Below are 22,567 nucleotides of genomic sequence, written 5' to 3' on the forward strand. Positions count from 1 at the left end.
CTACGACGCCCCTGCACTTACGACAGCTTGCCGACGGCCCTTTCCAGCAGGCCCCAGGCCTCGTCGCCATACTTGCCCTTCCACTCGGCGTAGAAGCCGGCGGTGCGCAGCTTGTCGCGGAACGGCGCCACGTTGGGCTGATTGAACGTCAGGCCCTTGGTCGCGAGATCCTGCTGCAGGCCCGCATTGAGCTTGGCGACGTCCTCGCGCTCCTTCACGGCGGCGGCGTTGATGTGCTTGGCGACGATGGCGCGCATGTCGGCCGGCACGGCCTCCCAGGCGCGGCGGTTGGCCAGGAACCAGAAGCCGTCCCACATGTGGTTGGTCAGCGAGCAGTATTTCTGCACCTCGTAGAGCTTGGCGGTCGAGATGATCGCCAGCGGGTTTTCCTGGCCCTCGACGACCTTGGTCTGCAGCGCCGAATAGACCTCGCTGAAATTGATCGAGGCGGGCGCCGCATCGAACGCCTTGAACATCGAGGTCCACAGCGGCGACACCGGCACGCGGATCTTGAAGCCCTTGAGATCATCAGGGCCGTTGATCGGCTTGGTCGACGACGTCGTCTGGCGGAAGCCGTTGTCCCAGATCTTGTCCATGACCATCAGGCCGGCCTTGTTGATCTGGCCGCGCACATAGGCGCCGAGATCGCCGTCCATGGCTTTCCAGACCGTGTCGTAGTCCGGGAATGCGAAGCCGATGCCGTTGATCGACGCCGCCGGCACCAAGGTCGCCAGGATCAGGCCCGACAGCGTGAAGAACTCGACGCCGCCGGAGCGGATCTGGCTCAGCATGTCCGTATCCGAGCCGAGCTGGTTGTTCGGGAAGATCTGCAGGTCGAACTTGCCGTTGGTCTCCGCCTTGATCGCCGCCGCCATTTCCTTGGCACGGACGTTCAGCGGATGCGTGTCGGGCAGGTTGTTGGCGTATTTGTAGGTGAATTCGGCGCTCTGCGCGCGCGCGACATGCGGGGCCGCCATTCCACCCAGGACGGCCGAAGCCGCAGTGGCCTTCAACAGCGCGCGTCGTGACAGGCTCATTCTCGTTTCTCCCTGAAGAATTCTTCTTGTTGCATCGTTGCGCCGGATGACATCGCGGACGAATCCGGCGACGTCGACGACGTCCATCTGCGCTTATTGCAGCGATGAGCCGCAGCAGCAATATCGGCGTTCGCAGACATCGCCTGGAACGGCGTCTGAGGGCGCTGGCGGCACCATTGGGGAGAGATGGACGAGCGCCCAAAAAGCACCAACTGTTGCGGCCAGTTCGAAGTTTTGGTGGCAAGCCTATGATATCGTTCGACATATAAATATTCCATAATATACCTTATGCGAATTGGCTATGGAGCGTAGCCGGACGATGCGACGCCGGTCATTCGCCATTGTGTCGGCCAACTCCTCGCTCGTCCGCTGTGCGAAATCGCCCCTCACTCGCCACTGCCCCGTCTTGGTTTAGTCAAAGCCCAGGGCTCAATGCCGTGCCGAGGATTGGGCACGGGGCGTATCGCGAATGGGACCCGAGGACATGCCAGTTCAAACGACGCCGAAGGAAGTTGATCCGGGTGATGTCGCGCCGTTGCCCGAGACTGAAATCTGCGAGGAGATCTACCAGCGCGTCTTGGCCGAGGTGCGCGCCCGCATCGATGAGCGGATCGCCTCCATCGAAGCCCAGGCGGCGTCGGAGGCCCCTGAGGAAGCGGCCGAGGACGTCGATCCGGGCGAAGGTCCTCCAACGGCCAAGCGCCGTCCCTTGCTGCGCGCCGTGGTCACGCTGGCCGCATCGGCCGGGCTGGTCGGCGCCGTCGTGACCCTGGCGCGCGATCATACCGAGACGATCACCTCGGTCACCGATCGGATCGAGGCCGCGATCCAGTCCATCCGCCGGGACGGCATCCCCAAGCAGGGTTCGGGAGAGCCGGCGGAGACCGCCATGAGCGGCAGGGCCGCGGAAGAAGCACAGATGGCCCCTGCCTCACCTGCGCCCACACCGCTTCCGGAGACCTCGTCCTCACCGGAGCCGGCGCGTCCGGGCGACCCATCCTCGGCGATGGCGGAAGCATCGCCCGAGCGCGACATGCCGCCGGCCGAGAGTCGCGAACTTGCACCGCTCGTCGAAAAGATCGCACACGATGTCGCCGAGCTCCAGGCCGGCCTGCAGGATCTCAAGGCCAGCCAGCAGCAGGCCAGCCGCGACCAAACCAAGGCGATCGAGCAGTTGCAGGCCAGCCAGGAGCAGCTCGCGCGCGCCGTGCGCGCGGCGAAGACCGAGCTGCCAGCGGGCGTCACAGCCGTACGCATTACCCCGCGGCCGCCGCAAGGTCCGGCGCGACCGCCGCGTTTCCCCTGACGAGATGCGGGTAGGGCGCACCCCTGCTCCCTGCCCCTGCTCTCACAGATAGTTCGCCGCGGCCTCCGTCTCGAAGCGATCGGGCGGGCCTTCCCAGACGATCTTGGCGTGATCCAGCACATAAACGCGGTCGGCATGCGGGAGCGCGAAGGTGACGTTCTGCTCGCCGAGCAGCACCGTGATCTTGGTGGTCTCGCGCAGGCGGTCGAGCGCCTTCGACAGCGTCTCGAGGATGACCGGCGCGAGCCCGAGCGTCGGCTCGTCGAGGATCAGGAGCTTCGGCTTCATCATCAGCGCGCGTGCGATCGCCAGCATCTGCTGCTCGCCGCCCGACAGTGTGCGTGCCAGTTGCGGCTGCCGCGATTTCAGGATCGGAAACAGCCCGAACAGCCATTCGAGCCGCTCGCTGCGCTCGGCATCCGACAGCGCATTGCCGCCGAGCTCGAGGTTCTCGCGCACCGTCATGTCGCCGAACAATTCGCGCGTCTCCGGGCACTGCACGATGCCGTCGCGCGCGATCTGCGCCGCCGTGCCGCCGGCGAGATTGCGGCCTGCCCATGTCACCGCGCCGGAATACGGCACGAGGCCTGAGATCGCGTTGAACAACGTCGTCTTGCCGGCGCCGTTGAGCCCGACGACGGAAACGAACTCGCCCTCGTGGACATGCAGCGACACGTCCTGCAGCGCCTGCGCCTTGCCATAGAGCACGCCGACCTTGTCGACCTGGAGCGCCGGCGTCGCGTCCTTGAAGCTCGCTTCGGGCCGCGCAGTCGAGACCAGCGCGCCGCCGAGATAGACCCGACGCACGGTCTCATCCTGCATGACGTCAGTCGCCCTGCCCTCGGCGATCTTCTCGCCGAGATACATCGCGAGCACGCGATCGACCAGCGCCGACACGCTCTTGACGTTGTGATCGACCAGCAGCACGGCGCGGCCGTCGTCGCGGAATTCCCTGATCAGGTTGGAGAAGTCGGCGACCTCCGACGCTGTTAGTCCGGCGAAGGGTTCGTCGACCAGCACCAGCTTTGGGCTGCGCGCCACGGCTTTCGCCAGCTCGAGCCGGCGCAGATCGGCGAACGCCAAGGTGGGCGGCCGGCGGTCGATCACGCCGCCGAGACCGACGCGCTCGGCGATGGCCCGCGCGCGGGCGTCGACATCCTTGTCGGCGAACAGCCGCGTCAGCTTGTCCGGCAGCAGTGCGACCTTGATGTTCTCCAGCACGGTCTGGCGCGCCAGGGGCCGTGAATGCTGGAATACCAGGCCGACGCCCATCCGCGCGATGCGGTGCGACGGCAGGCCGGCGAGTTCGGCGCCGTCGAGCTTGACCGAGCCCGCGGTCGGACGCTCGACGCCCATCACGCTCTTCATTGCCGTCGACTTGCCGGAACCGTTCGGTCCGATCAGGCCGAGGATCTCGCCGGCGTGAATCGAGAAACTCAGATTCTTGACGGCGACCAGGCCGCCGAAGCGCTTGGTGAGGCCGTCGACCACCAGCATGGGAGCTTGAGTCATGCTTTGGCCCCTCCCCTGATGATGCCGAGGAAGCCGTCCGGGAAGAACAGGATCACCACCAGCGCGATCACCGAAACGATCAGGGTGGCAAGCTCGCCGAGCGGCCGCAGCAGCTCGCCCATGCCGATCAGGAAGATCGCGCCGATCGCAGCACCGATCACCGTGCGCCTTCCGCCGAGCACGGCGGCGATGATGATCTGTACGCCGACGCCGACATCGACGAAGGTCGAGACCGACGCCGTGCCCATGTAGAACACCATCAGCGCGCCGGCGAGGCCGGAAAAGAACGCGCTGACCACGAAGGCGGCGAGCTTGTGCTTGGTGACGTTGAAGCCGAGCGCGCCGGCCTGGATCTTGTCCTGGCCGCTCGCCTGCAGGATCAGGCCGATCGCGCTGCGCGACAGGCCGAACAGGATGGCGCCTGAGACCAGCATGAAGCCGAGCGCGATCCAATAGTTGGTCTTGGCGTCGATCGAGATGACGTCGGGCACGGCGAGGCCGATCTCGCCGCCGGTCAGCCCGGCCGCCACGACGATGAAGTTCTGCAGCATCAGCACGGCCACCAGCGTGGTCAGGCCGAAATACGGCCCGCTGACGCGTAGCGCCGGCAGCGCCAGGATCACGCCACCGATCACTGCGGCCAGCGCGCCGGCGGCGATGCAGATCCAGATCGACAGGCCCGGCGAGTAATGCGCGTCGAGAATGCCGGCCGTGTAGGCGCCGACGCCGATCAGGAAGGTCGGACCGAAGTTGACCTCGCCAGCGAAGCCGAACAGCAGGTCCCAGGACATCGCGAACACGGCCGTGTAATACGCCACCGTGAGCAATCCGAGCACATAGCCGGAGACGTAGGTCGGCAGCACCAGAGCGACGACCACGGTGAGCGCGCCGATCCAGAACAGCCGCGATGAGACGAATGCCGGCATGCTCACCTCCGTCCGAACAGCCCTTGCGGGCGCAGATACATGACGATGACGAGCAGCAAGAGCGCCGGAATCGTCCGGTAGGCCGGCGAGATCAGATAGGCCGTTCCGGTCTCGAGATAGCCGACCACGTAGGCCGCGATGAGCGAGCCCGAGACGCTGCCGAGCCCGCCGAGGACGACGATCGAGAACGCGCTCGCCGTCAGTGGTCCGACGCTGTAGGAGCTGACGCCTAAGAACATGCCGAGCAGGATGCCGGCGACCCCTGCCAGCAGGCCGTAGATCGCCCAGACCGTCAGATAGATCGACGACAGCTCGATGCCGAGCAAGGTGACGCCGCGCGGGTTCATCGACGCCGCCATGACCGACTTGCCGCGCCGGGTGCGATTGACCAGCAGCCACAGCAGCCCGATCGCCACCCAGCAGATCACGGCGGTGAAATATTCATTGCGCGGCGTGCGCACGCCGAACACCGTGACGACACCCTCGACGATCGGCAGCACGGTCTTGGCGTTGTTGGTGAAGAAATACGCGATCGCTTCCTGGATGATGATGCCCCAGAGCAAGGTCGCCGTCAGGATGAAGATCTCCTTCTCCGATTCAGCGATCGCCTTGGAGCGCTGGATCGGCCGGACGGCGATGAAGTAGGTGGCGAAGGCCAGGATGAGGCCGGCGAGGATGCCGATGAGCGCGCCTGCATAGGGCCCGGCGCCGAACTCGCCGGCGGCGGCCCATGCCGCTACGGCTGCCCCCACCATGATGGCGCCGTGGGAGAGGTTGAGCACGCCCGAGACGCCGAAAATCAGCGTGAATCCGGTCGCGCCAAGCGCATAGAGAGCGCTGATGGCGAAGCCATCAATCAAGATCTGCCAGAAAAGCATTGAGAATGAATCCGAGCGTCGAACTGAGGCACCATGAAAATGGGCCGCCCCTCCCGGAGCGGCCCTGTGATGCGTCAGTTGCTGGCCGCCTTGAGCTTGATGAAGGACGGCCAGGTCACGGTGCCCGCCGCGAGCTCCTTGGGCCAGACATTGACCTGCTTGCCGCCCTGCCATTGCAGCATCAGCCCGGTGATGTAGCCCTTGCCGGTGCGCAGCGCATGCGGGTTCGGATCGCCCTTCGGCTTGAACGCCACGCGGCCGATCGTGCCGACATAGTCGGTCGCCTCCATTGCCTCGACCATCTTGTCCGGATCCGTGCCGCCGGCGCGATGGATCGCGTCCGCGATCATGTAGACGTCGTCATAGGAGGTATAGCCGGCGTAGGACGGGATGTTGCCGAACTTCTTCTGATAGGCATCGACGAAAGGCAGCGTCTTCGGCGTCACCGCGACGCCCGGGCCCGACACCGCGTTGAACATCACGCCCTCGACCGCGCCGTTGGTGTCCTTCCAGAACGTCGAGTTGGTGGCCTGCGAGGAGATGCCAAACATCGGGATCGGCACCTGCTGGCTCTTCCACTGCACTGTGGGTTGGGTGCCGACATGGGAGATGCCGGTGATCATCACGTCGGGCTTGAGGCCCTCGATCTTGTTGAAGATCGGCGTGAAGTCGGTGGTGTCGGGCGACATGCGAATGTGGTCGACGACCTTGACGCCGATCTCGGGCAGACACTTCTCGTAACCGGCATCGAGCGGGGTCGTCCACGCCGCGTCCTCGCTCATGATCACGGCGGTCTTCATCTTGTAGGGCTCGACGAGGAGGTCCTTGGCCGCGTCGCAGACGAGTCCGGCCAGCGACGTCGAGGTCAGATAGCCGTGAAAGGTGTATTTGTTCTGGTCGTAGTTCTTGGCGATGTTCTGCGTGATGACGTCGGACGCCGCGCCGGGGGTGATCATCAACGTCTTGAGGCGCCCTGCCCACGGCTCCAGCGCGAGCACGACCTCGGAGATGTAGCTGGCAATGACCGCGTTGACCTTGTCCTCGCTGACCGCGCGCTGGAACGCGCGGACCGATTCCGCCGAAGACGAGTGATTGTCATAGACGACGATCTCGATCTTCCGCCCGTCGACGCCGCCCTTGGCGTTGATCTCTTCGGCCGCCAGCTGCGCTGCAGGAGCAATCGATGAACCGGCGACGGCCTGCGCTTCGGCGATGACGCCGATCTTGATGGGATCAGCGGCGAGAGCGGCCGACGACACGAGCGCAGTTGCGCAACTCGCAAGCAAGAATGACTTGAGCGAAATCATGTAACCTCCCGAATCCTTATGCCTCTGACGGGCAGCCGCGACTTTGGTCTCCCACATGCCAGCGAGCAAGCAGCACACGTTAGGTTTGGTCTGCGTTCAGCGCATTGTGATTGCGCGCGCATTGCAGAGCTTGCACCATCGCAACGCAGCACGGTGCACTCGCTCCCCGGACACAGCTGATGAGTTTTGGAATTGGAACTAATTTCCGGCCGACGCACATTTGCTGGAACTACTTGTGAGTTGGGAACAGTTCATTTGAGTGACAGAACCGGACTTGAGCATTTCTGAAAAATGGCAATTCATCAGGGCGCACGGGGTGAGATGCATTCTTCGACGCAGCCCCCCTGCGGAGATTGCGCAGGATGCCGCGCGCGGAATTGCAATCACTCCGGCCTCATCGGCAACCCGAGGTCGAGCGGTTAAATAATACCGAGAAGATCGATCTGCCCCTTCGATGTGCGGTGGCATGCTCTGCAACGAAGCGAGATTCTCCGAAAAGGCCCCCTCCTCGTCACGACGCTGTCTTGCTTTCGGCCAAAGCGGCGGGTCGAGTCACGTTTGAAAATTCAAAGACAAAACAGCGTCGGCGGTGGGCGTACAGGGTTTGGGGATCTCCAATGCAATCCACACAGAATGTGCAACAGATTGATCCGAACGAGATCGGAATCGCCCCAGAGAGACCCGAGAAGACGAGCTACGATCAACTGTATCGGCGCGTGCTCCGCGAGGTGCTGACGCGCATCGATACGCGGCTGGCGGCAATCGAGAAGCCTGGCGTGGCCGCAGATGCCGCGGCGGCAGCGAGCACGAGCGATGCGCAGCTCGCGACGGGCAGCCGCTGGTCGCGCATCAAGGCGCCGCTCGGCAAGCTGCGCGGGCGCAATGCCGTGGGCCTTGCCCTGCTCGTCGTGCTGGTCGGCGGCTCGGTCGCCTGGTCGCAACGCGAAGCCGGCACGGCGCTGATGGATCGCTGGATGCCCGGCTCGAACAGCGAAGCTTCCCAGGACGAGGCGTCCGCGCAGCAGGGCAACGAGGACGCGATGATGTCGAATGCCTCGCTGCACGGCAGCGATGAAGGCGCGGCGCGCGAGCCGGGCACGCTGATGCAGCGCATGGCCCGCGACATTGCCGAACTGCAGCAGGGCATCGAGCAGATCAAGTCGACGCAGGATCAGGCGAGTCGCGACCATACGCGCGCGATCGAGCAACTGCAGGCCGGCCAGGATCAGCTGATGCGCCTGGTGTCGCGAATGTCGAACCAGGCGGCACAGGCGCGCGGGGCGGCGGCGCCGCCTGCCCCGCCGCAACAGATCGTCGTGACGCCTCAGCCCCAACGCACGACCACCGGAATGGCCCGGCCGCCACAGCAGCAGGGTTCGGCCTTCGGCACGTTCCTGACCCGCAACACCTCCGGCATTCAGCCGCCGATGCCGCGCTGAGCGGTGCGATCGGCAGCGGACGATAGCCGCTGCCGATGCTCTCGATCAGGGCGTCATGAGCAGCGATGCACGCGGCCGTCATAGCCGCGATATGTGCCGTTCTCGGCGTCATAGGTGCGGAAGCTCTTGCAATTGCGGCCGCTCCGCGCGTGGCGCTTCATTTCGCTCTTCGCCTTGGCGCGGTGCTTATGCTTGGCAGGCTTGTCGTCGTCATGCGCATGCCGGTGATGGCGGTGCGCTTCGGCCTTATCTGATGCGCCAGCCGAGTCCTGCTTGATGTCGGCCTTTGCGGGCGCGGCTGCCGGGGTCACCGCAGCAGCGGGCACGGAGACCGGCGGCTCGGCCTTCTTGGCCTCGGCCGGCGCAGCCACAGCCGGCTTGCCGGTTTCGGCGGCCTTGTCGTCAGACTTCGCCTCGGCCTTTTCAGGCGCAGCCGCGTCCTTGGCGGCGGCGGGCGCCGGATCAGCTGGCTTCGCCTCGGTCACGGCCGGCTTCTGAGCCGCATCCGTTTCGGGCTTCGGCTCGGCCTTGAGCTCAGGCGTCGCCTCCGCCTTTGACTCGGCGGCGTTCGTCTCGGCCTTGGGCTCAACCTTGGGCTCCGACTTCGCCTCCTCCTTGGGTTCTGCCGGCTTGGCCTCAGCGGCGCTGTCGGTCGGCGCCGGCTTCTCGGCCGCAGCCTTGTCCGCCGGTGCGACCGGCACGGGCTTGGCTGCCTCGGCGGCGGCAGCAGGCTCGGCTGGCTTGTCCGTCGTCTTTTCCGGCTCCACGGCCGCGGCGGGCTTCTCGGCCGCCTGCTCTGCCGGCTTGGCCTCGGTGGCCGCAGGCTTCTGCTCGGATTCAGCGGGCTTGTCGGCGGTGGCGGATGCAGGCTGCTCGGTGGCCGGCTTGGCTGCATCGCTTTGCGCGCTCGCAGAGCTCCCGATCGCGCTGAGGACACAGAACAGGGCGCCAGCGCACAGACGGCCGACAGGCGAACGAACGACAGATACTGACATGGACAACAGTCTCACTTGTGGATCACGTAGCCATCGGTTTACGTCAATTCGGCTGTCCTTTCGCCTTCAAATCTTCACGCGCGCAAAATCGTCGCAGGTGGTGTGCTTTCCGCGCCAGTGTTGCGCGGTTGAAGCGGGAGCCAAGGCGTGGGACCAGGCGTGCGGCCAACGCCGCGCTGTCGTCGCGTCCCGCTGGGCTAGATAACCTTGTTGGCAGCAACCAGCAGACTGTCGGGAATCGCCAGCCCAAGGTCGTCCGCAGTTTTGGAGTTGAGCCAAAGCTCGATCTCGGTGGGTTGCTCGACCGGCAGTTCGGCCGGCTCGGCGCCTTCCAGAATTCGCTTCACATAGTAGCCGACTCTGCTGAGAAGCTTCTCGAACGGCGGCCCGTAGGCGAGCAGGCATCCGAGACCGACCATCGGCGGAAAGGTCGACAGCACCGGGATGCGCTGCGACTTGGCAAAGGCGACGACCCGGTCGCTGAGGTCGATATTCGCGGCATCGGAGAGAAGATGAATGACATCCGGCTTGGCTGCGGCCAAGGCCGCAAACGCCGTGTCAATGTCTGCCGGCAGGCTGAGAGGCACGCCATGGACTGACATCCCGAAGGCGGCGGCACGGGAGCGAAATCCGTCGAGCATCAGGGCATTCGACGGATTGGCCGGATTGGCGATGATGCCGAGGGTTTTCGCGCGGGGCACCAGCGTGCGTTGATACTCCAGCATCTTGGGCGTCAGGTCTTCGACCAGGGTTGAGACGCCGGTCGTATGCCCTCCAGGGCGAGCGAGGCTCGCAATCAGCCGCGCTCCTACGGGATCGTTGATCGCCACCATGACGATCGGGCGCTGTGGCGACAGGCTCTGCGCGGCCCTGACGGCGGCAATCGTGTTTGGAAGCACCAGCTTCACCCCAGCCTGCGCCAATTCGGCGGCCAGGGCTGGAAAGCGCGCATAGTCGCCGCCGGCGAAGCGCTTCTCGAACTGATAGTCGCGGCCCTCGTTGAGGCCCGCGCTCCGCAAGCTGGCCTGGATCTGATCGATGAAGCTGCTGGAGACCAGCGAGCCTGCGGCGCCCGCGAAGAGCAGTCCGATGCGCGCTGGCGCCGCCTGCGACAGCGCGGGCAACGGCCACGCCAGCGCCGTGCTGCCCAGTCCGGCGATCAGGTCTCGACGTCGCATCATGGCTCTCCGTGCATCCGGGCTGGGATTGGTCCTGGCATTTGGTTGAACGGTCGTGGGGTCATTCGACGATCTCATCGGCCCGCGCGATCAGGCTGGGCGGCAGCGAGACGCCGAGCAACCGCGCGGTTTGGAGATTGACCACAAGCAAGAACTTGGTCGCGAACTCGACGGGAAGATCGGCCGGCCGCCGGCCCTTGAAGATCTTGTCGACGAAGCCGGCCGACTGCCGGTAGACGGCGCCGATGTCCACCCCATAGGCGATCAGCGCGCCGACCCTGCCGAACTCCGCATTCGCGACCACCAGCGGCAGTCGCGCCTCGATGGCCGCCTGCGTCGATCTCTCACGGGGAAGGCTCGGCTGGACCATCACAGCCTCGGCACCGCTCGCGACGACATCGCCGAAGGCTCGCTGCAGGTCCTGTCCGCCGCGTGCCAGGACCAGCTTCGGCTCCAGCGCGAGCGCGCGCGCCGCGGCGATCACGGATTCGGCAAAGGGAGCGTGGAATGGATCGAGCTCGTTGCCGATCACCCCCACCCGCTGGATGGTCGGCAGCGCTTCCTTCATCAGGCTGAGCGCCTTGGCCGCGAGCTCCGCCGTTGCCGTCGTGACGCCGGTCAGGTTTCCGCCGGGACGAGCGAGGCTCGCGACCAGTCCGGTCGCAACCGGATCGGCGGCGGGGCACATGATGATCGGCAGCGCTGTCGTTGCTTCCTTCGCGGCAAGCACCGCTGGCGTCTGGAAGCCGACGATCACATCGACCCTCAGATCGACGAGCTCGCGCGCGTCGACCTTCAATCTCTCGAGCGAGCCGCCGGCATCGCGCAGCTCCAGATGGATGCTCTGCCCCTCGATATAGCCGAGCTCACGCAGACCTTCGCGAAGCTGCTCCAGGAACAGGACAGGGCTCGGTTCGCCGAGCATCAGCACGCCGACGCGTGGCGGCCGCTGCTGGGCCCGGAGGCGGATGGGCAAGAGAGCTGCGGCGAGAATGACGAGGAAATGTCGTCTGGACACGTTGCTCATGCTGCGCCCTAGCCCAGCTCCATGCGAACGCCCTTGCCGCCGTTCAGCAGCCGCTTGAGATGAAAGCCCGCGAGCGGATCATCGGCGTTGGTGCCGACCAGGGCCGCGAAGGCCGCCATCGCCGTCGTGTCGCCGGCCTCCAGCTTGGCGAAGGCCTCGCGATAGCGGTCGGTCAAGGGAGCCGAGAAAACCTCGGGCCGTAGCGGCTCGTAGGCGCGGAGCGGCTCTCTGCGGCCGCGCAGCACGAGATCGCCGACCGGTCGCCCCTGGAACGCCGACGTCGCATCCGCCGCAGCGGCGCTGACGCAGATGCGCGTTCCAAAATGTTTGTTGACGCTCTCCAGCCGGGCGGCCGTGTTGATCGTGTCGCCATAGGCGGTGTAGTCGAAGAAGCGCTGGCCGCCGAAATTCCCGACCAGCGCGGGGCCTGCGTGAACGCCGATGCGCGTCGTTCCGAACGCGATCCCCTTCGCGCTCCAGCGCTCGCGGAACTGCTCCGCCCAGGTGTCGAGATCGAGCGCGCACGCGATGGCGCGGGCCGCGTAATCCGGCTGCTCGCCGGGCGCATTGAACAGCACCTGGATGGCATCGCCGATGACCTTCGCGACGGTGCCGTCGTGCGCGAAGATCACCTCGGTCATCCCTCCGACATACGCGTTGAGAAGCTCGCCCAGCATCTCCGGCGAAGCCGTCTCGACGAGACTGGTGAAGCCGGTGATGTCGGTGAAGATTGTGGCGACGTCCCGCCACTGCACGCCCATTCCGTCCGCGCCGGCCTCGTGGGCGGCGGCCAGCCGCTTGGCGATCTCCGGCGAGAAGTAGCGCGACAGCGATGCGTGCGCGCGCTCGGCCTCGGCCTGCCGGCGACGGGCGTCACGCAAGGTCTCCACGTGCCTGAAGGTCTTCGCGATCGTCGTTTCCAGATCAGCGAAATCGATCGGCTTGGTCAGGAAATCGAACGCGCCGCGGTTCATCGCGGTGCGGATGTTGCTCATGTCGCCATAGGCGGACACGATGATGGTCGACTTCTTGTCCTCCGCCTCCTGCAGCTTCTGCAGCAGCGACAGTCCGTCCATGCGCGGCATGTTGATGTCGGAGACGATCAGATCGATCTGGGGATGCAGCTCCACGGTCTGCAGCGCTTCGATGCCGTCGCGGGCGAACATGAACGTGACCGTGCCTTCGCGGATCTGCCTGCGAAATTTCTGCCGGACCAGAGCCTCGAGATCCGGCTCGTCATCGACGAACAGAACCGTCGTGCTCATGCGGCTTGTCCCAATCGCGCGTCGATCTCGCGCCGGAGCACGGCGAAGTCGATCGGCTTGGTCAGCAGCCCCTCGGCCCCGTGTTCGAGCGCCCTCTTCCTTGTGTCGACGTCGCCATAGGCCGTGATCATGATGACCGGCACGTCGGGCCGACGCGCGCGGACCACGGGCAGCATGTCGAGCCCGCTCATGCCCGGCATGTTGATGTCGGAGAGGATCAGCACCAGGCTGGCATCGCGCAACTCGTCGGCCCTTTGCAGCGCTGCGGCCGCAGAGGCTGCAAACTCCATCTGAAAACGTCCTGACCGGAGGTCGCGCCTGAACTGCTGCCGGAACAGCGGCTCGACGTCCGGCTCGTCATCGACGACGAGAATGTAAACGCTCACGTCTTAGCTCCAATGGTATCGTGCGCCGGGAGAGTGCGGGACAGCGTGATGATGAATTCCGTGAACTCGCCCGGTCGCGTATCGACGTCGATCTGCCCACCATGCTGCTTGACGATGATGTCGTGGCTCATCGACAGACCGAGCCCGGTGCCTTCGCCGGCCGGCTTGGTCGTGAAAAATGGATTGAAAATCTTGTCGAGAACGTCCCGGGGGATACCCGTGCCGTTGTCCCGAATGCGAATCTGGACCGTCGGCCCCTGATTGATCGTCATCGCCGTGAGCATCGGCGCGAAGGCCTCGTCTTCGGACTGCTTGCGCTTGACGGCCGCATAAAAGCCATTGGAGATCAGATTGAGAAAGACGCGGGTGATCTCCTGCGGATAGCAGCCGACGATTCCCGCAGCCGGGTCGAAGTCGCGCTTGATATCGATGTTGAAGGCCGGATTTTCCGCGCGCGCGCCGTGGTAGGCGAGACTGAGACTCTCGTCGAGGATCGCATTGATCTCGGCGGGCCGATGCTCGCCGGCACCCTGCCGCGAATGCAGCAGCATGTTTTTCACGATCGAATCGGCGCGGCCGCCATGCTGCACCACCTTCGCCAGATTGCCCTTGAGCATCTCGGTGAGCTCGACAACCTCGTCCCGTGTCTTTTGATCGAGCTGAGCCGATTGCAGGATGTCGTTCAGCTCGTCGATGAGCTCAGCCGAGAGCGACGAGAAGTTGTTGATGAAGTTCAGCGGATTCTTGATCTCGTGCGCGATGCCGGCCGTGAGCTGACCGAGCGAGGCGAGCTTCTCGCTTTGCACCAGCCGGTCCTGGGCGGCGCGGAGCTCATCGAGCGAGCGCGACAGTTCGTTGGTGCGCTGCTCGACCTTGCGCTCGAGATCGGCATAGGAGTCCTGCAGCTTTGCGCCCATGTCGTTGAACTGGTGCGCGAGCCCCTCGAGCTCGTCACCGGTCCTGATCGAGATCTGCTGCGAGAAGTCGCCGCTGCCGATCCTGGCCGCGCCCGCGCCGAGAACCCTGATCGGCCCGACCATGCGCCGCGCCAGGAATATTCCGGCCAGCACCGCGAACACGGAGGCGGTCAGCAGAACCAGCGCAAGGCGCTTGAGCGCTGCATAGAGCGATGCGTAGGCTTCCTCGACCGGCAGCTCGACGAACATGGTCCAGCGCAGCGGCGCGATCGGCGCGGACGCCGTGAGCACCCGCTGTCCCTGGATGTTCGGCTCGTCCTGCAACTCGTCGCCAACCATGCCGCCGCTCAAGGCCGCGCGCACCTGCGGCAGCCCCGACATGTCCGTGTTGCGCAGAACGAGGCTGATATCAGGGTGCGCGATGAGCCGTCCCTGCGAGCTGACCACATACGCCTGGCCGTGCTCGCCGACCCTGATCTGCGAGACCACGTCCCAGATCAGCTTGAGATTGACTTCGGCAATCGTGACCCCGGAATCCTTGCGGGTACCAGCGAGCGCGAGCGTCATATAGGGTTCGGACTCGCGGCGGAAATAGACCGGGCCGTAGTAAACCTTGTTGGCGACGGCCTCGGTGAACTTCGGGTCCTTCGAGAAGTCCTGCCCGCTTTCGAGGACGTCCATCGCGAGCCGTGAAATGCGCAGCCGCTCGCGTCCCGTCGAATCGACCTGAACGATCTCGGTGATAGCAGGCACCTGCCGCAGCAGCCGCAGGGCATCGAACCGCCGCTGCTCGGTCGAGCTGGTCGACCATGGCAACTGGACGGTCCAGCCGAGCTGGCTCTCGATCTCCTTGATGAACTGGCTGATCTTGGCGGCGGCCGCTTCGGCCTGCTCGTGCTGAATGCGGATCAGCGCCGCCTTGTGCTCCCGGTAATAGAGGATCACCTCGAAGAGGCCGTTGGAGAGCAACGCCACGGCCACGACGCCGACAAACAGCGCGACGTATTTGATGAACAGCCGGCTGCGTATCGTCCAGCCCGTCTCGGGCTTCGCCGCTGGCTCGGCGAGCGCGCCGAGCTCCCGGCGCCGCGACGGATCCGACTCCAGCGAGATCGTCATTGCTCGGTCATTGTCACTACAAGACGAGCCCAATGACTGCCGGCAACCATTGATAGTTGGTTGCTCATGACCGATCGCGGCACTGCTGTCTTTCCATCACATCTGCGCTGGAATCCTAGCATGCTCCGCCGCAGCGTTCACCCGGGATCCGCGCAATTTTTTGGTCTGCAGCAGCGAGGATGCTGCCGGCCCAGGAGCGCGGCCGGCAGCGACACTGGTATTTTGATGCCAAAACTGCCTGTCGCTCAGGCGCTCACGGCATTGCGCGTGATGACATGGCGATAATAGGACGCGCTCAGCTTGGGCGTTCGCACCTGCGTGTCGAAATCGACGTAATAGACGCCGAAGCGCTGCTTGTAGCCGAACACCCACTCGAAATTGTCCAGCAGGCTCCAGAGGAAATAGCCCCTCACGGGGACCCCCTCCGACGTCGCACGCTGCAACTGTGCCAGGTAGTTGCGCAGATACATGACCCTGTCGAGATCGTGGACCTTGCCGTCCGCCGTCATCCTGTCGTCCGACGAGGTGCCGTTCTCGGTGATGTAGATGGTCTTCAGATTCCAGATCTTCGCCGCGAGCTTCGGCACCCAATAGGCGGTCTCCGGGCCGACCAGCAGCCAGGGCGAGCTCATATGCGGGAACGACGCCGGCATCGGCAGCACGTCGAATCCCGGCGCACGCTCCGAGGCCACGACATAAGCCTGTGGCGCGTAGATGTTGAGGCCGACGAAATCGACCGGAGATGAGATCACCTTCAGCTCGTCGGCGGTGAATGTCGGCGCGTCCTTGCCCGACCAGGCCAGGAAGCCATCGGTGTAGCGGCCCTCGAGGATCACGTTGAGGAAGCCGGCATTCATCTCTCGGGTCGCGATCTCCGCGGCGCGGATGTTCTCCGCGGTATCGATCGCCGGCAGACACGCTGTGATGTTTTCGGCCATGCCGACCTGCGTGCCGGCGCGGCCGCTGGCGCGGATCGCCTGCACGGCGAGACCATGGGCCAGCGCCACGTGATGCCGCGCCTGGTTGACCTCCTGCGGCGGCAGCTTCAGCCCGGGCGCGTCGATGCCGAGGCCGTAACCGAAGGGAATGAAGCGCCCGCATTCGTTGATCGTGAAGATGGTCTTGACGCGGTCGCTGAGATGCTGCGCCACGTAGCCGGCGTAGTGCGCAAAGGCCTTCGCCGTCTCCGCCGAGCGCCAGCCGCCGACGCTGTCCTGCAGCGCCTGCGGCAGGTCCCAGTGATACAGCGTCGCGTAGGGCGTGATGCCGTTCGCCAGCAGTTCGTCGACGAGGCGCTGATAGAAGTCGAGGCCCTTGGGGTTGGGCTTCGTCCCGCCATCGGGAAACAGCCGCGGCCATGCGATGGAGAAGCGATAGGCGCGGCAGCCGAGCTCCTTGATGAGCCGCACGTCCTCCTTGTAGCGGTTGTAATGGTCGCAGGCGACGTCACCGGTGCTGCCGTCCTCGATGTTGCCCGGCCGATGCGTGAACACGTCCCAGATCGACGCGCCGCGGCCGTCTGCATTGGCGCCGCCCTCGATCTGGTACGATGAGGTCGCCGTGCCCCAGACGAAATCCGCCGGAAACCGGCGTCCCATGTCCTCCTTCACGGCGCCCTCCTCCGCCTGCGCCGGGCCGCCGGCCGCCCCCAGGGCAGCCAGTCCGGCCAGCTTTGCAAGATCACGGCGAGAGACGTCATTCGGCATTGATGAACCTCAATTCTCCGGCGCTTGAGCCGCCGACGGGCGGACGAAAACCCTAGGAACCACATCCTGCGGCGGATTTGAACCTGCGGAACCCGCCGAAAAGAAGTTGCAGCGCAGCGCGCCGCGCGCGACCGTCAGATTTCCAACGACCGCTGGCTCGACACTGCCCGGCGATCCCCGTATTTTCGCGTCATGAGCGATCACCATCACCATCACGACCATTCGCATGATCACTCGGATTTGTCCGAGACCGAGCTGCGCGTCCGCGCCCTCGAGAGCATCCTGACCGAGAAGGGGTATGTCGATCCGGCCGCGCTCGACGTGCTGATCGAGACCTATGAAAGCAAGGTCGGGCCTCGCAACGGCGCGCAGGTCGTCGCACGCGCCTGGAGCGATCCGGCCTATCGCGCGCGCCTGCTGGCCGATGCCACGCCGGCGATCGGCGAGCTCGGCTATGCCGGTCGGCAGGGCGAGCACATCGTGGCCGTCGAGAACACGCCCGAGCTGCACAACATGGTCGTGTGCACCTTGTGCTCCTGCTATCCCTGGCCGGTGCTCGGCTTGCCGCCGGTCTGGTACAAGTCCGCGCCCTATCGCGCCAAGGCGGTCAGGGATCCGCGCGGGGTGCTGAAGGATTTCGGCTTCGAGCTGCCGCCGTCGACCAAGATTCGCGTCTGGGATTCGACCGCCGAGGTGCGCTATTTCGTGCTGCCGATGCGTCCTGCCGGCACCGATCATTGGAGTGAAGAGCAGCTCGCCGATCTCGTCACCCGTGACAGCATGATCGGCACCGGCCTGCCGAAGCAACCGCATGAGGCTGGACGCTGATGGATGGCGCGCATGACATGGGCGGCGTCGCAGGATTCGGTCCGGTGCGTCCGGAGCCGGACGAACCGGTGTTTCACGCCGAATGGGAGCGCCGCGCTTTTGCGCTGACGCTCGCGATGGCGACGCCCGGCGGCTGGAACATCGACATGTCGCGCTTCGCGCGCGAGAACCGCGCGCCGGATGATTACCTCGGCAAGAGCTACTACCAGATCTGGCTCGCGGGCATCGAGCGGCTGATGCAGGAGCGGCATCTCGTCGACGCCGACGAGATCGCCGCCGGCCGCGCGCTGCATCCGGCGCAGCCCGTCGCCAGGATTCTCACCGCCGACGCCGTCGGCCCGACCCTGCTGCGCGGGGGACCGACGGAGCGCCAGGCGACCAAGCCCGCGCTCTTCATCGTCGGCGATCGCGTTCGCGCCAAGGATATCCATCCGGAGACGCATACGCGGCTGCCGCGCTACGTCCGCGGCCACATCGGCCGCATCGATGCGGTCAGGGGCATGCACGTGTTTCCGGACAGCAACGCGCATGGCAAGGGCGAAGACCCGCAATGGCTCTACACGGTGTCGTTCAACGGCGCCGAGCTCTGGGCCGATGCGCCGGATCCGCTGCTGGAGGTGACGGTCGACGCCTTCGAGCCCTATCTGGAGCGCGCATGACGACGCCCGATCGCGAGGCGGCGCTCGCCGCTGTGCGCGCCCTGCCCGACCTTCCGATCGACCGTGACGGGCCGGTGTTTCGCGAGCCGTGGGAGGCCCACGCCTTTGCCATGGCGGTGACGCTGCATGCGCGAGGCCTCTTCACCTGGGTCGAATGGGCAGCCGCGCTGGCCGAGGAGATTGCGCGTGCGCAGAGCGCCGGGGATGCCGATTGCGGCGACACCTACTACCGGCACTGGCTGGCGACGCTCGAGCGGCTGGTCGCGGAGAAGGGACTGGCCTCTCCCGAGACGCTGACGCGCTATCGCGACGCCTGGGACCACGCCGCCGATCGCACCCCGCACGGCAAGCCGATCGAGCTCAGGCCCGAGGATTTCGCCGCGTGAGTCATCGCACGGCCGATGCTTAATGATCGGTGAGCAGAATGCCCGGCCTTTGACGGTCTCGCCTTAACGGCCGGGTATTCATGCCCGGAAGAGCCGTATTCGTTCGAAATTGAACGTTCATCACTGTGTCCGTAACGTCCCGCGCATCTTCTTGAATGAAGTTGAGGGGGACGTCGAGAAATGCCCGCGCCAGAGTTCGCCACCATCGTCGACACGCTCGCCAGCGTGCGTCATGACTACCATGAGAAGCTCAAGTCGATTCCGCAATACGAAGCGTTGTTATTGATCCAGAGCTCAACCGAGAAGGCCGCCGGCGTCCTGCATGGCACCGAGGCCGGCTTGATCGCCACCGACGTGATCGACTCGCTGCAATATGCGCGCAATCGCTTCGAACAGCACATGACCTCGATCCCGGAGTACCGCGTGCTGGCCGCGCTCGACCGGCTGATCAAGGAGGTCTCGCAGCACCTCGGCCTCGCGTCGCAGGACGAGGCGCCGGCTGATGAGCCCGCGGCAGCGGCAAGCCCGGAAGCAGCTAGTCCCGAGCCGGCTGCCGAGGCCGTCGCCGCCGCGGAGATGGCAGAGACGGAAGCACCTGCCGAGGAAGCTGCGCCAGCCGAGGCCGAACCGGACGTGGTCGCCCAGGAAGAGGCCGAAGAGGAAGCGGCCGCCACCGAGACCGCTGAAGCCGAGGCGCCGACGCTCCGTGTCGTCGATGCGCCGGTGGCCTCGCCTTCGATCGTGCCGGCCAGCCATGACGCAGATGCCGTGCATGAGGATGACATCGTCGTGCTGAACGCCCCCGCCTGGGAGAAGAGCGGCAAGGACGCCAAGGACGACATCACCGCGCGTCTCGCCGCGCAGGCGGCCGCTGCTGCGGCCGATGAAGGCGAGGATGATCACGACGTCGCCGACGCCGATCTCGTCGTCGTCAGCAAGCGTGAGCCGTCGGATCACGAAGCCGCCTGAGCTTACTTGCAATACCCATTCGCGGGGCCTTCGGGCCCCGCTTTCGTGTCAGGACGCGACACCCGCGATGAACTCGCGCCAGCCCTTGGCGCGTAGCTCGCAGGCGGGGCACTGGCCGCAGCCATGTCCCCATTCGTGGCGCTCGCCGCGATCGCCGAGATAGCAGGTGTGCGACTGGTCGCGGATCAGATCGACGAGGCCGTTGCCACCGAGGTCGTGCGCCAATTGCCAGGTCGCGGCTTTCGACAGCCACATCAGCGGCGTGTGGAGTTCGAAGGCGCGCGCCATGCCGAGGCTCAGCGCCGTCTGCAGCGACCTGATGGTCTCGTCCCGACAGTCCGGATAGCCCGAATAGTCCGTCTCGCACATGCCGCCGACGATGTGCCGGATGCCGCGCCGATAGGCGAGCGCCGCCGCGAAGGTCAGGAACACCAGGTTGCGGCCGGGCACGAAGGTGTTCGGCAGGCCGTCTTCGCCCATCTCGATCGCGACGTCGCGCGTCAGCGCGGTTTCGGAGATCGAGGCCAGCGTCGGGATGTCCAGCGTGTGGCTGTCGCCGAGCTTGGCGGCCCAGTCGGGCCGCAGCCGCGCGATCCCTTCGACCAGCCGATCACGGCAGGCCAGCTCGATGGCGTGGCGCTGGCCGTAGGCAAACCCGATCGTCTCGACGCGCGCGAAGCGGTCGAGCGCCCAGGCCAGGCAGGTGGTGGAATCCTGCCCGCCGGAGAACAGCACCAGGGCCGTCATGTCCTGCCCACGCGTCGCGTTCTGGTCACTCATGCTGGTCACTCATGGCCTCCCGCTTAGCATCATCGCAACACCGGGCCAACCCGCTGCCGCGGCCCGCGCCATCAGCCGGTTTTTGCTGGGACCGGTGCGCCGCTTGGGGCATACAGGGCGGATCGAACGACGCTGTCAGGACCTGCCCATGCTTCCTTCCCGCGACATCTCACGCCTGATCGAGATCATGGCGGCCTTGCGCACACCGGTCACCGGCTGCCCGTGGGATGTCGAGCAGACCTTCGAGACCATCGCCCCCTACACGATCGAGGAAGCCTATGAGGTGGCGGACGCGATCACCCGTACGGATCTCGATGATCTGCGCGAGGAGCTCGGCGATCTCCTGTTGCAGGTCGTCTATCACGCGCGGATCGCCGAGGAGCAAGGCGCGTTCGCGTTCGGCGACGTCGTCGAGGGCATCACGAAGAAGATGATCCGCCGCCATCCGCATGTCTTCCCGGACAAGGACGGCAACGTCACCAAGCCGACCAAGGGCACCTGGGATCGCATCAAGGCCGAGGAGAAGGCCGAGCGTGCCGCACGCCGGCCGCCCGAGGAGCTGGCCGGCAAGTCGTCGCTGCTGTCGGGCGTCAAGGCCGGACAGCCGGCGCTGGTGCGCGCGATGGAGCTGCAGCGAAAAGCGGCGACCGTCGGCTTCGACTGGAACGACCCGCGCGCGGTGCTGCAGAAGATCCGCGAGGAGGCCGACGAGATCGAAGCCGCCCTCGACAAGAAGGACGCGACCGAGCTCTCCGCCGAGACCGGCGACCTGCTGTTCGCACTGGTCAACCTCGCCCGCCACGCCGACGTCGATCCCGAAACCGCGCTGCGCGGCACCAACGCCAAGTTCGAGCGCCGCTTCGCTTATATTGAGCGCACGCTTGCGCAGAAGGGACGGACGCTCGAAGAAGCCTCGCTCGACGAGATGGATGAGCTGTGGAACGAGGCGAAACGGCTGGAGACATAGCGCGCGATCGCCGAAGGTGCCCGATCAAGCGCCCTTGGCCGACAGCACGCGCTTGGTGACTTCGATGAAGCGCTGGGCCGCCGGTGACAGGCCGAAATCGGCCCGGCTCAGCAGGGATACGTGACGATGGATCGTCGGCTGTGACAGCGGCACGGCGGCAAGCGTCGGAAACTGCCCCTGCGGTAGCATGTGTCCGGGCAGAATGCTGACCCCGGCCCCCTCGGCGGTGAGCGAGAGCGCGGTGGTGATCAGCGAGACTTCCAGCACCGGCTTGAGGGCTCGCCCGCTCTGCGCCAGGGCCTCGTCGATCTGACGGCGAATCCGCGTGCCCCGGCGCATCGTGATCAGGTCGGAGCTCATGATGCCGTCCCAGGTCAGACGGCGGCTCTTTTCGAAGCGGCCGTCCTTGATCCCGATCGCCGAAAGCGGACTCTGCATCAGCGGCTCGATCCGCACCTCCGCAATGCCCTCATCCTCCACGCTGCCGAGGCCGAACTCCGCATCCCCGGCCATCACGACGGCGATCAGCTCATCCGGCGCGACATCGCGCAGATCGATGCTGACGTCGGGATGCCGCGATCGAAACGCGGCGAATACCCGCGGCAACAGCGCCGATGCCACCCCGGCCGAAACCGCGATGGAGATGCGGCCGGACTTGATCTCGGCGAGGTCGCGCATGCGCTGTGACAGCCCCTGCGCGCCGGCGATGATGCGCTCCGCGGCCGTGATCGCCTCGCGGCAAGCCGAGGTCGGGTGCAGGGCGCGCGTCGTCCGGTCGAACAGCCTGAGTTGAAAGTGATCCTCGATCTGCCGGATCAGCAGGCTGATGGCCGATTGCGTGACCCGCAGCTCGGCCGCCGCCTTGGTGATGCTGCCGAGCCGATACACCAGGACCAGGGCCTCCAACTGGCGCAGTGTCGGTCCCATTAGCTTTCCTCATGAATGAATGAGAATTTTGTGGCTAATCGAAAGAGTTTGAT

General features: G+C 65.5%; 22 protein-coding genes. 7 read left to right on the forward strand and 15 right to left on the reverse strand.

The genetic code is table 11. The annotated features are described in order from the left end of the window. Positions 1–17: 17 nt before the first annotated feature. Complete coding sequence (locus tag ACQR1L_RS15585; RefSeq protein WP_434858822.1) at positions 18–1,037, reverse strand: TRAP transporter substrate-binding protein; 1,020 nt, start codon at positions 1,035–1,037, stop codon at positions 18–20. A 484-nt stretch (positions 1,038–1,521) separates the two neighbouring features. Here ACQR1L_RS15585 and ACQR1L_RS15590 point away from each other — a divergent pair, with 484 nt between their 5' ends. Further along, complete coding sequence (locus ACQR1L_RS15590; RefSeq protein ID WP_434858823.1) at positions 1,522–2,343, forward strand: hypothetical protein; 822 nt, start codon at positions 1,522–1,524, stop codon at positions 2,341–2,343. 42 nt (positions 2,344–2,385) lie between these two features. Here the strand turns inward: ACQR1L_RS15590 and ACQR1L_RS15595 are convergent, their stop codons facing one another. The 4 genes from ACQR1L_RS15595 to ACQR1L_RS15610 form a co-directional block, all read right to left on the reverse strand. Continuing rightward, positions 2,386–3,855 carry an ATP-binding cassette domain-containing protein gene (locus tag ACQR1L_RS15595; RefSeq protein WP_434858824.1) on the reverse strand — a complete coding sequence of 490 codons (1,470 nt, stop codon included), beginning with the start codon at positions 3,853–3,855 and terminating at the stop codon, positions 2,386–2,388. Further along, positions 3,852–4,781, reverse strand: a complete 930-nt coding sequence (locus ACQR1L_RS15600; RefSeq protein ID WP_434858825.1) for a branched-chain amino acid ABC transporter permease — start codon at positions 4,779–4,781, stop codon at positions 3,852–3,854. The genes ACQR1L_RS15595 and ACQR1L_RS15600 overlap by 4 nt, the downstream gene beginning before the upstream one ends. 2 nt (positions 4,782–4,783) lie before the next feature. Beyond that, positions 4,784–5,659: a branched-chain amino acid ABC transporter permease gene (locus ACQR1L_RS15605; protein ID WP_434858826.1), complete on the reverse strand. Its 876-nt coding sequence runs from the start codon at positions 5,657–5,659 to the stop codon at positions 4,784–4,786. Positions 5,660–5,733: 74 nt separating this feature from the next. After that, complete coding sequence (locus ACQR1L_RS15610; RefSeq protein WP_434858827.1) at positions 5,734–6,966, reverse strand: ABC transporter substrate-binding protein; 1,233 nt, start codon at positions 6,964–6,966, stop codon at positions 5,734–5,736. A gap of 617 nt (positions 6,967–7,583) precedes the next feature. On the opposite strand from ACQR1L_RS15610, the gene ACQR1L_RS15615 reads away from it, so the two are divergent. Beyond that, the gene (locus ACQR1L_RS15615) at positions 7,584–8,405 is read left to right on the forward strand and encodes a hypothetical protein (RefSeq protein WP_434859241.1); all 822 of its coding nucleotides are present in this window, start codon (positions 7,584–7,586) and stop codon (positions 8,403–8,405) included. 53 nt (positions 8,406–8,458) lie between these two features. On the opposite strand, the gene ACQR1L_RS15620 is transcribed toward ACQR1L_RS15615, so the two are convergent. The 8 genes from ACQR1L_RS15620 to ACQR1L_RS15655 all read right to left on the reverse strand — a co-directional run bounded on the left by ACQR1L_RS15620 (position 8,459) and on the right by ACQR1L_RS15655 (position 17,220). After that, positions 8,459–9,400: a hypothetical protein gene (locus ACQR1L_RS15620; RefSeq protein ID WP_434858828.1), complete on the reverse strand. Its 942-nt coding sequence runs from the start codon at positions 9,398–9,400 to the stop codon at positions 8,459–8,461. 197 nt (positions 9,401–9,597) lie between these two features. Beyond that, positions 9,598–10,578 (reverse strand): ABC transporter substrate-binding protein, encoded by a 981-nt coding sequence (locus ACQR1L_RS15625; RefSeq protein ID WP_434858829.1) that lies wholly within the window; start codon positions 10,576–10,578, stop codon positions 9,598–9,600. Positions 10,579–10,639: 61 nt separating this feature from the next. Beyond that, positions 10,640–11,596 carry an ABC transporter substrate-binding protein gene (locus ACQR1L_RS15630; protein WP_434858830.1) on the reverse strand — a complete coding sequence of 319 codons (957 nt, stop codon included), beginning with the start codon at positions 11,594–11,596 and terminating at the stop codon, positions 10,640–10,642. A gap of 17 nt (positions 11,597–11,613) precedes the next feature. Next, entirely contained in the window at positions 11,614–12,870 is a 1,257-nt protein-coding gene (locus ACQR1L_RS15635; protein ID WP_434858831.1) for an adenylate/guanylate cyclase domain-containing protein, read from the reverse strand. Then, complete coding sequence (locus tag ACQR1L_RS15640) at positions 12,867–13,256, reverse strand: response regulator (RefSeq protein ID WP_434858832.1); 390 nt, start codon at positions 13,254–13,256, stop codon at positions 12,867–12,869. The genes ACQR1L_RS15635 and ACQR1L_RS15640 overlap by 4 nt, the downstream gene beginning before the upstream one ends. Beyond that, positions 13,253–15,292, reverse strand: coding sequence for a sensor histidine kinase (locus tag ACQR1L_RS15645; RefSeq protein WP_434858833.1), 2,040 nt, complete (start codon positions 15,290–15,292; stop codon positions 13,253–13,255). The genes ACQR1L_RS15640 and ACQR1L_RS15645 overlap by 4 nt, the downstream gene beginning before the upstream one ends. Positions 15,293–15,537: 245 nt before the next feature. Further along, entirely contained in the window at positions 15,538–16,998 is a 1,461-nt protein-coding gene (locus ACQR1L_RS15650) for a GH1 family beta-glucosidase (RefSeq protein ID WP_434858834.1), read from the reverse strand. Between the two features lie 9 nt (positions 16,999–17,007). Continuing rightward, positions 17,008–17,220, reverse strand: a complete 213-nt coding sequence (locus ACQR1L_RS15655) for a hypothetical protein (RefSeq protein ID WP_434859256.1) — start codon at positions 17,218–17,220, stop codon at positions 17,008–17,010. Between ACQR1L_RS15655 and nthA the strand changes: the two genes are divergently transcribed. The 4 genes from nthA to ACQR1L_RS15675 all read left to right on the forward strand — a co-directional run bounded on the left by nthA (position 17,191) and on the right by ACQR1L_RS15675 (position 19,840). Then, positions 17,191–17,826: a nitrile hydratase subunit alpha gene (gene nthA, locus ACQR1L_RS15660; RefSeq protein WP_434858835.1), complete on the forward strand. Its 636-nt coding sequence runs from the start codon at positions 17,191–17,193 to the stop codon at positions 17,824–17,826. The genes ACQR1L_RS15655 and nthA overlap by 30 nt on opposite strands. Beyond that, positions 17,826–18,485: a nitrile hydratase subunit beta gene (gene nthB, locus ACQR1L_RS15665; protein ID WP_434858836.1), complete on the forward strand. Its 660-nt coding sequence runs from the start codon at positions 17,826–17,828 to the stop codon at positions 18,483–18,485. Before nthA ends, nthB begins: the two co-directional genes overlap by 1 nt. Further along, complete coding sequence (locus ACQR1L_RS15670; protein ID WP_434858837.1) at positions 18,482–18,871, forward strand: nitrile hydratase accessory protein; 390 nt, start codon at positions 18,482–18,484, stop codon at positions 18,869–18,871. Before nthB ends, ACQR1L_RS15670 begins: the two co-directional genes overlap by 4 nt. A 180-nt stretch (positions 18,872–19,051) precedes the next feature. Then, a complete protein-coding gene (locus ACQR1L_RS15675) occupies positions 19,052–19,840 on the forward strand; it encodes a hypothetical protein (RefSeq protein WP_434858838.1) in 789 nt (262 codons plus the stop codon). Positions 19,841–19,888: 48 nt separating this feature from the next. Here the strand turns inward: ACQR1L_RS15675 and queC are convergent, their stop codons facing one another. Further along, complete coding sequence (gene queC / locus ACQR1L_RS15680; protein ID WP_434858839.1) at positions 19,889–20,620, reverse strand: 7-cyano-7-deazaguanine synthase QueC; 732 nt, start codon at positions 20,618–20,620, stop codon at positions 19,889–19,891. 148 nt (positions 20,621–20,768) lie between these two features. On the opposite strand from queC, the gene mazG reads away from it, so the two are divergent. Continuing rightward, the gene (gene mazG, locus ACQR1L_RS15685) at positions 20,769–21,587 is read left to right on the forward strand and encodes a nucleoside triphosphate pyrophosphohydrolase (protein ID WP_434858840.1); all 819 of its coding nucleotides are present in this window, start codon (positions 20,769–20,771) and stop codon (positions 21,585–21,587) included. A gap of 24 nt (positions 21,588–21,611) precedes the next feature. Here mazG and ACQR1L_RS15690 read toward each other — a convergent pair whose 3' ends face one another. Beyond that, positions 21,612–22,514, reverse strand: coding sequence for a LysR family transcriptional regulator (locus ACQR1L_RS15690; protein ID WP_434858841.1), 903 nt, complete (start codon positions 22,512–22,514; stop codon positions 21,612–21,614). Positions 22,515–22,567: the final 53 nt, after the last annotated feature.

The organism is Bradyrhizobium sp. HKCCYLR20261, from assembly GCF_051168435.1.
In the GTDB taxonomy this organism is placed as follows: Bacteria; Pseudomonadota; Alphaproteobacteria; order Rhizobiales; family Xanthobacteraceae; genus Bradyrhizobium.

Bases quoted from the DNA above. Each gene is read 5' to 3' on its own strand.
- ACQR1L_RS15595 (WP_434858824.1), bottom strand. From the start codon at position 3,855: ATGACTCAAGCTCCCATGCTGGTGGTCGACGGCCTCACCAAGCGCTTC.
- ACQR1L_RS15620 (WP_434858828.1), bottom strand. From the start codon at position 9,400: ATGTCAGTATCTGTCGTTCGTTCGCCTGTCGGCCGTCTGTGCGCTGGC.
- ACQR1L_RS15670 (WP_434858837.1), top strand. From the start codon at position 18,482: ATGACGACGCCCGATCGCGAGGCGGCGCTCGCCGCTGTGCGCGCCCTG.
- ACQR1L_RS15655 (WP_434859256.1), bottom strand. From the start codon at position 17,220: ATGGTCGTGATGGTGATGGTGATCGCTCATGACGCGAAAATACGGGGA.
- nthA (WP_434858835.1), top strand. From the start codon at position 17,191: ATGAGCGATCACCATCACCATCACGACCATTCGCATGATCACTCGGAT.
- ACQR1L_RS15625 (WP_434858829.1), bottom strand. From the start codon at position 10,578: ATGCGACGTCGAGACCTGATCGCCGGACTGGGCAGCACGGCGCTGGCG.
- ACQR1L_RS15615 (WP_434859241.1), top strand. From the start codon at position 7,584: ATGCAATCCACACAGAATGTGCAACAGATTGATCCGAACGAGATCGGA.
- ACQR1L_RS15635 (WP_434858831.1), bottom strand. From the start codon at position 12,870: ATGAGCACGACGGTTCTGTTCGTCGATGACGAGCCGGATCTCGAGGCT.
- ACQR1L_RS15590 (WP_434858823.1), top strand. From the start codon at position 1,522: ATGCCAGTTCAAACGACGCCGAAGGAAGTTGATCCGGGTGATGTCGCG.
- ACQR1L_RS15645 (WP_434858833.1), bottom strand. From the start codon at position 15,292: ATGACGATCTCGCTGGAGTCGGATCCGTCGCGGCGCCGGGAGCTCGGC.
- ACQR1L_RS15585 (WP_434858822.1), bottom strand. From the start codon at position 1,037: ATGAGCCTGTCACGACGCGCGCTGTTGAAGGCCACTGCGGCTTCGGCC.
- queC (WP_434858839.1), bottom strand. From the start codon at position 20,620: ATGAGTGACCAGAACGCGACGCGTGGGCAGGACATGACGGCCCTGGTG.
- ACQR1L_RS15610 (WP_434858827.1), bottom strand. From the start codon at position 6,966: ATGATTTCGCTCAAGTCATTCTTGCTTGCGAGTTGCGCAACTGCGCTC.
- nthB (WP_434858836.1), top strand. From the start codon at position 17,826: ATGGATGGCGCGCATGACATGGGCGGCGTCGCAGGATTCGGTCCGGTG.
- ACQR1L_RS15650 (WP_434858834.1), bottom strand. From the start codon at position 16,998: ATGCCGAATGACGTCTCTCGCCGTGATCTTGCAAAGCTGGCCGGACTG.
- ACQR1L_RS15605 (WP_434858826.1), bottom strand. From the start codon at position 5,659: ATGCTTTTCTGGCAGATCTTGATTGATGGCTTCGCCATCAGCGCTCTC.
- mazG (WP_434858840.1), top strand. From the start codon at position 20,769: ATGCTTCCTTCCCGCGACATCTCACGCCTGATCGAGATCATGGCGGCC.
- ACQR1L_RS15675 (WP_434858838.1), top strand. From the start codon at position 19,052: ATGCCCGCGCCAGAGTTCGCCACCATCGTCGACACGCTCGCCAGCGTG.
- ACQR1L_RS15600 (WP_434858825.1), bottom strand. From the start codon at position 4,781: ATGCCGGCATTCGTCTCATCGCGGCTGTTCTGGATCGGCGCGCTCACC.
- ACQR1L_RS15690 (WP_434858841.1), bottom strand. From the start codon at position 22,514: ATGGGACCGACACTGCGCCAGTTGGAGGCCCTGGTCCTGGTGTATCGG.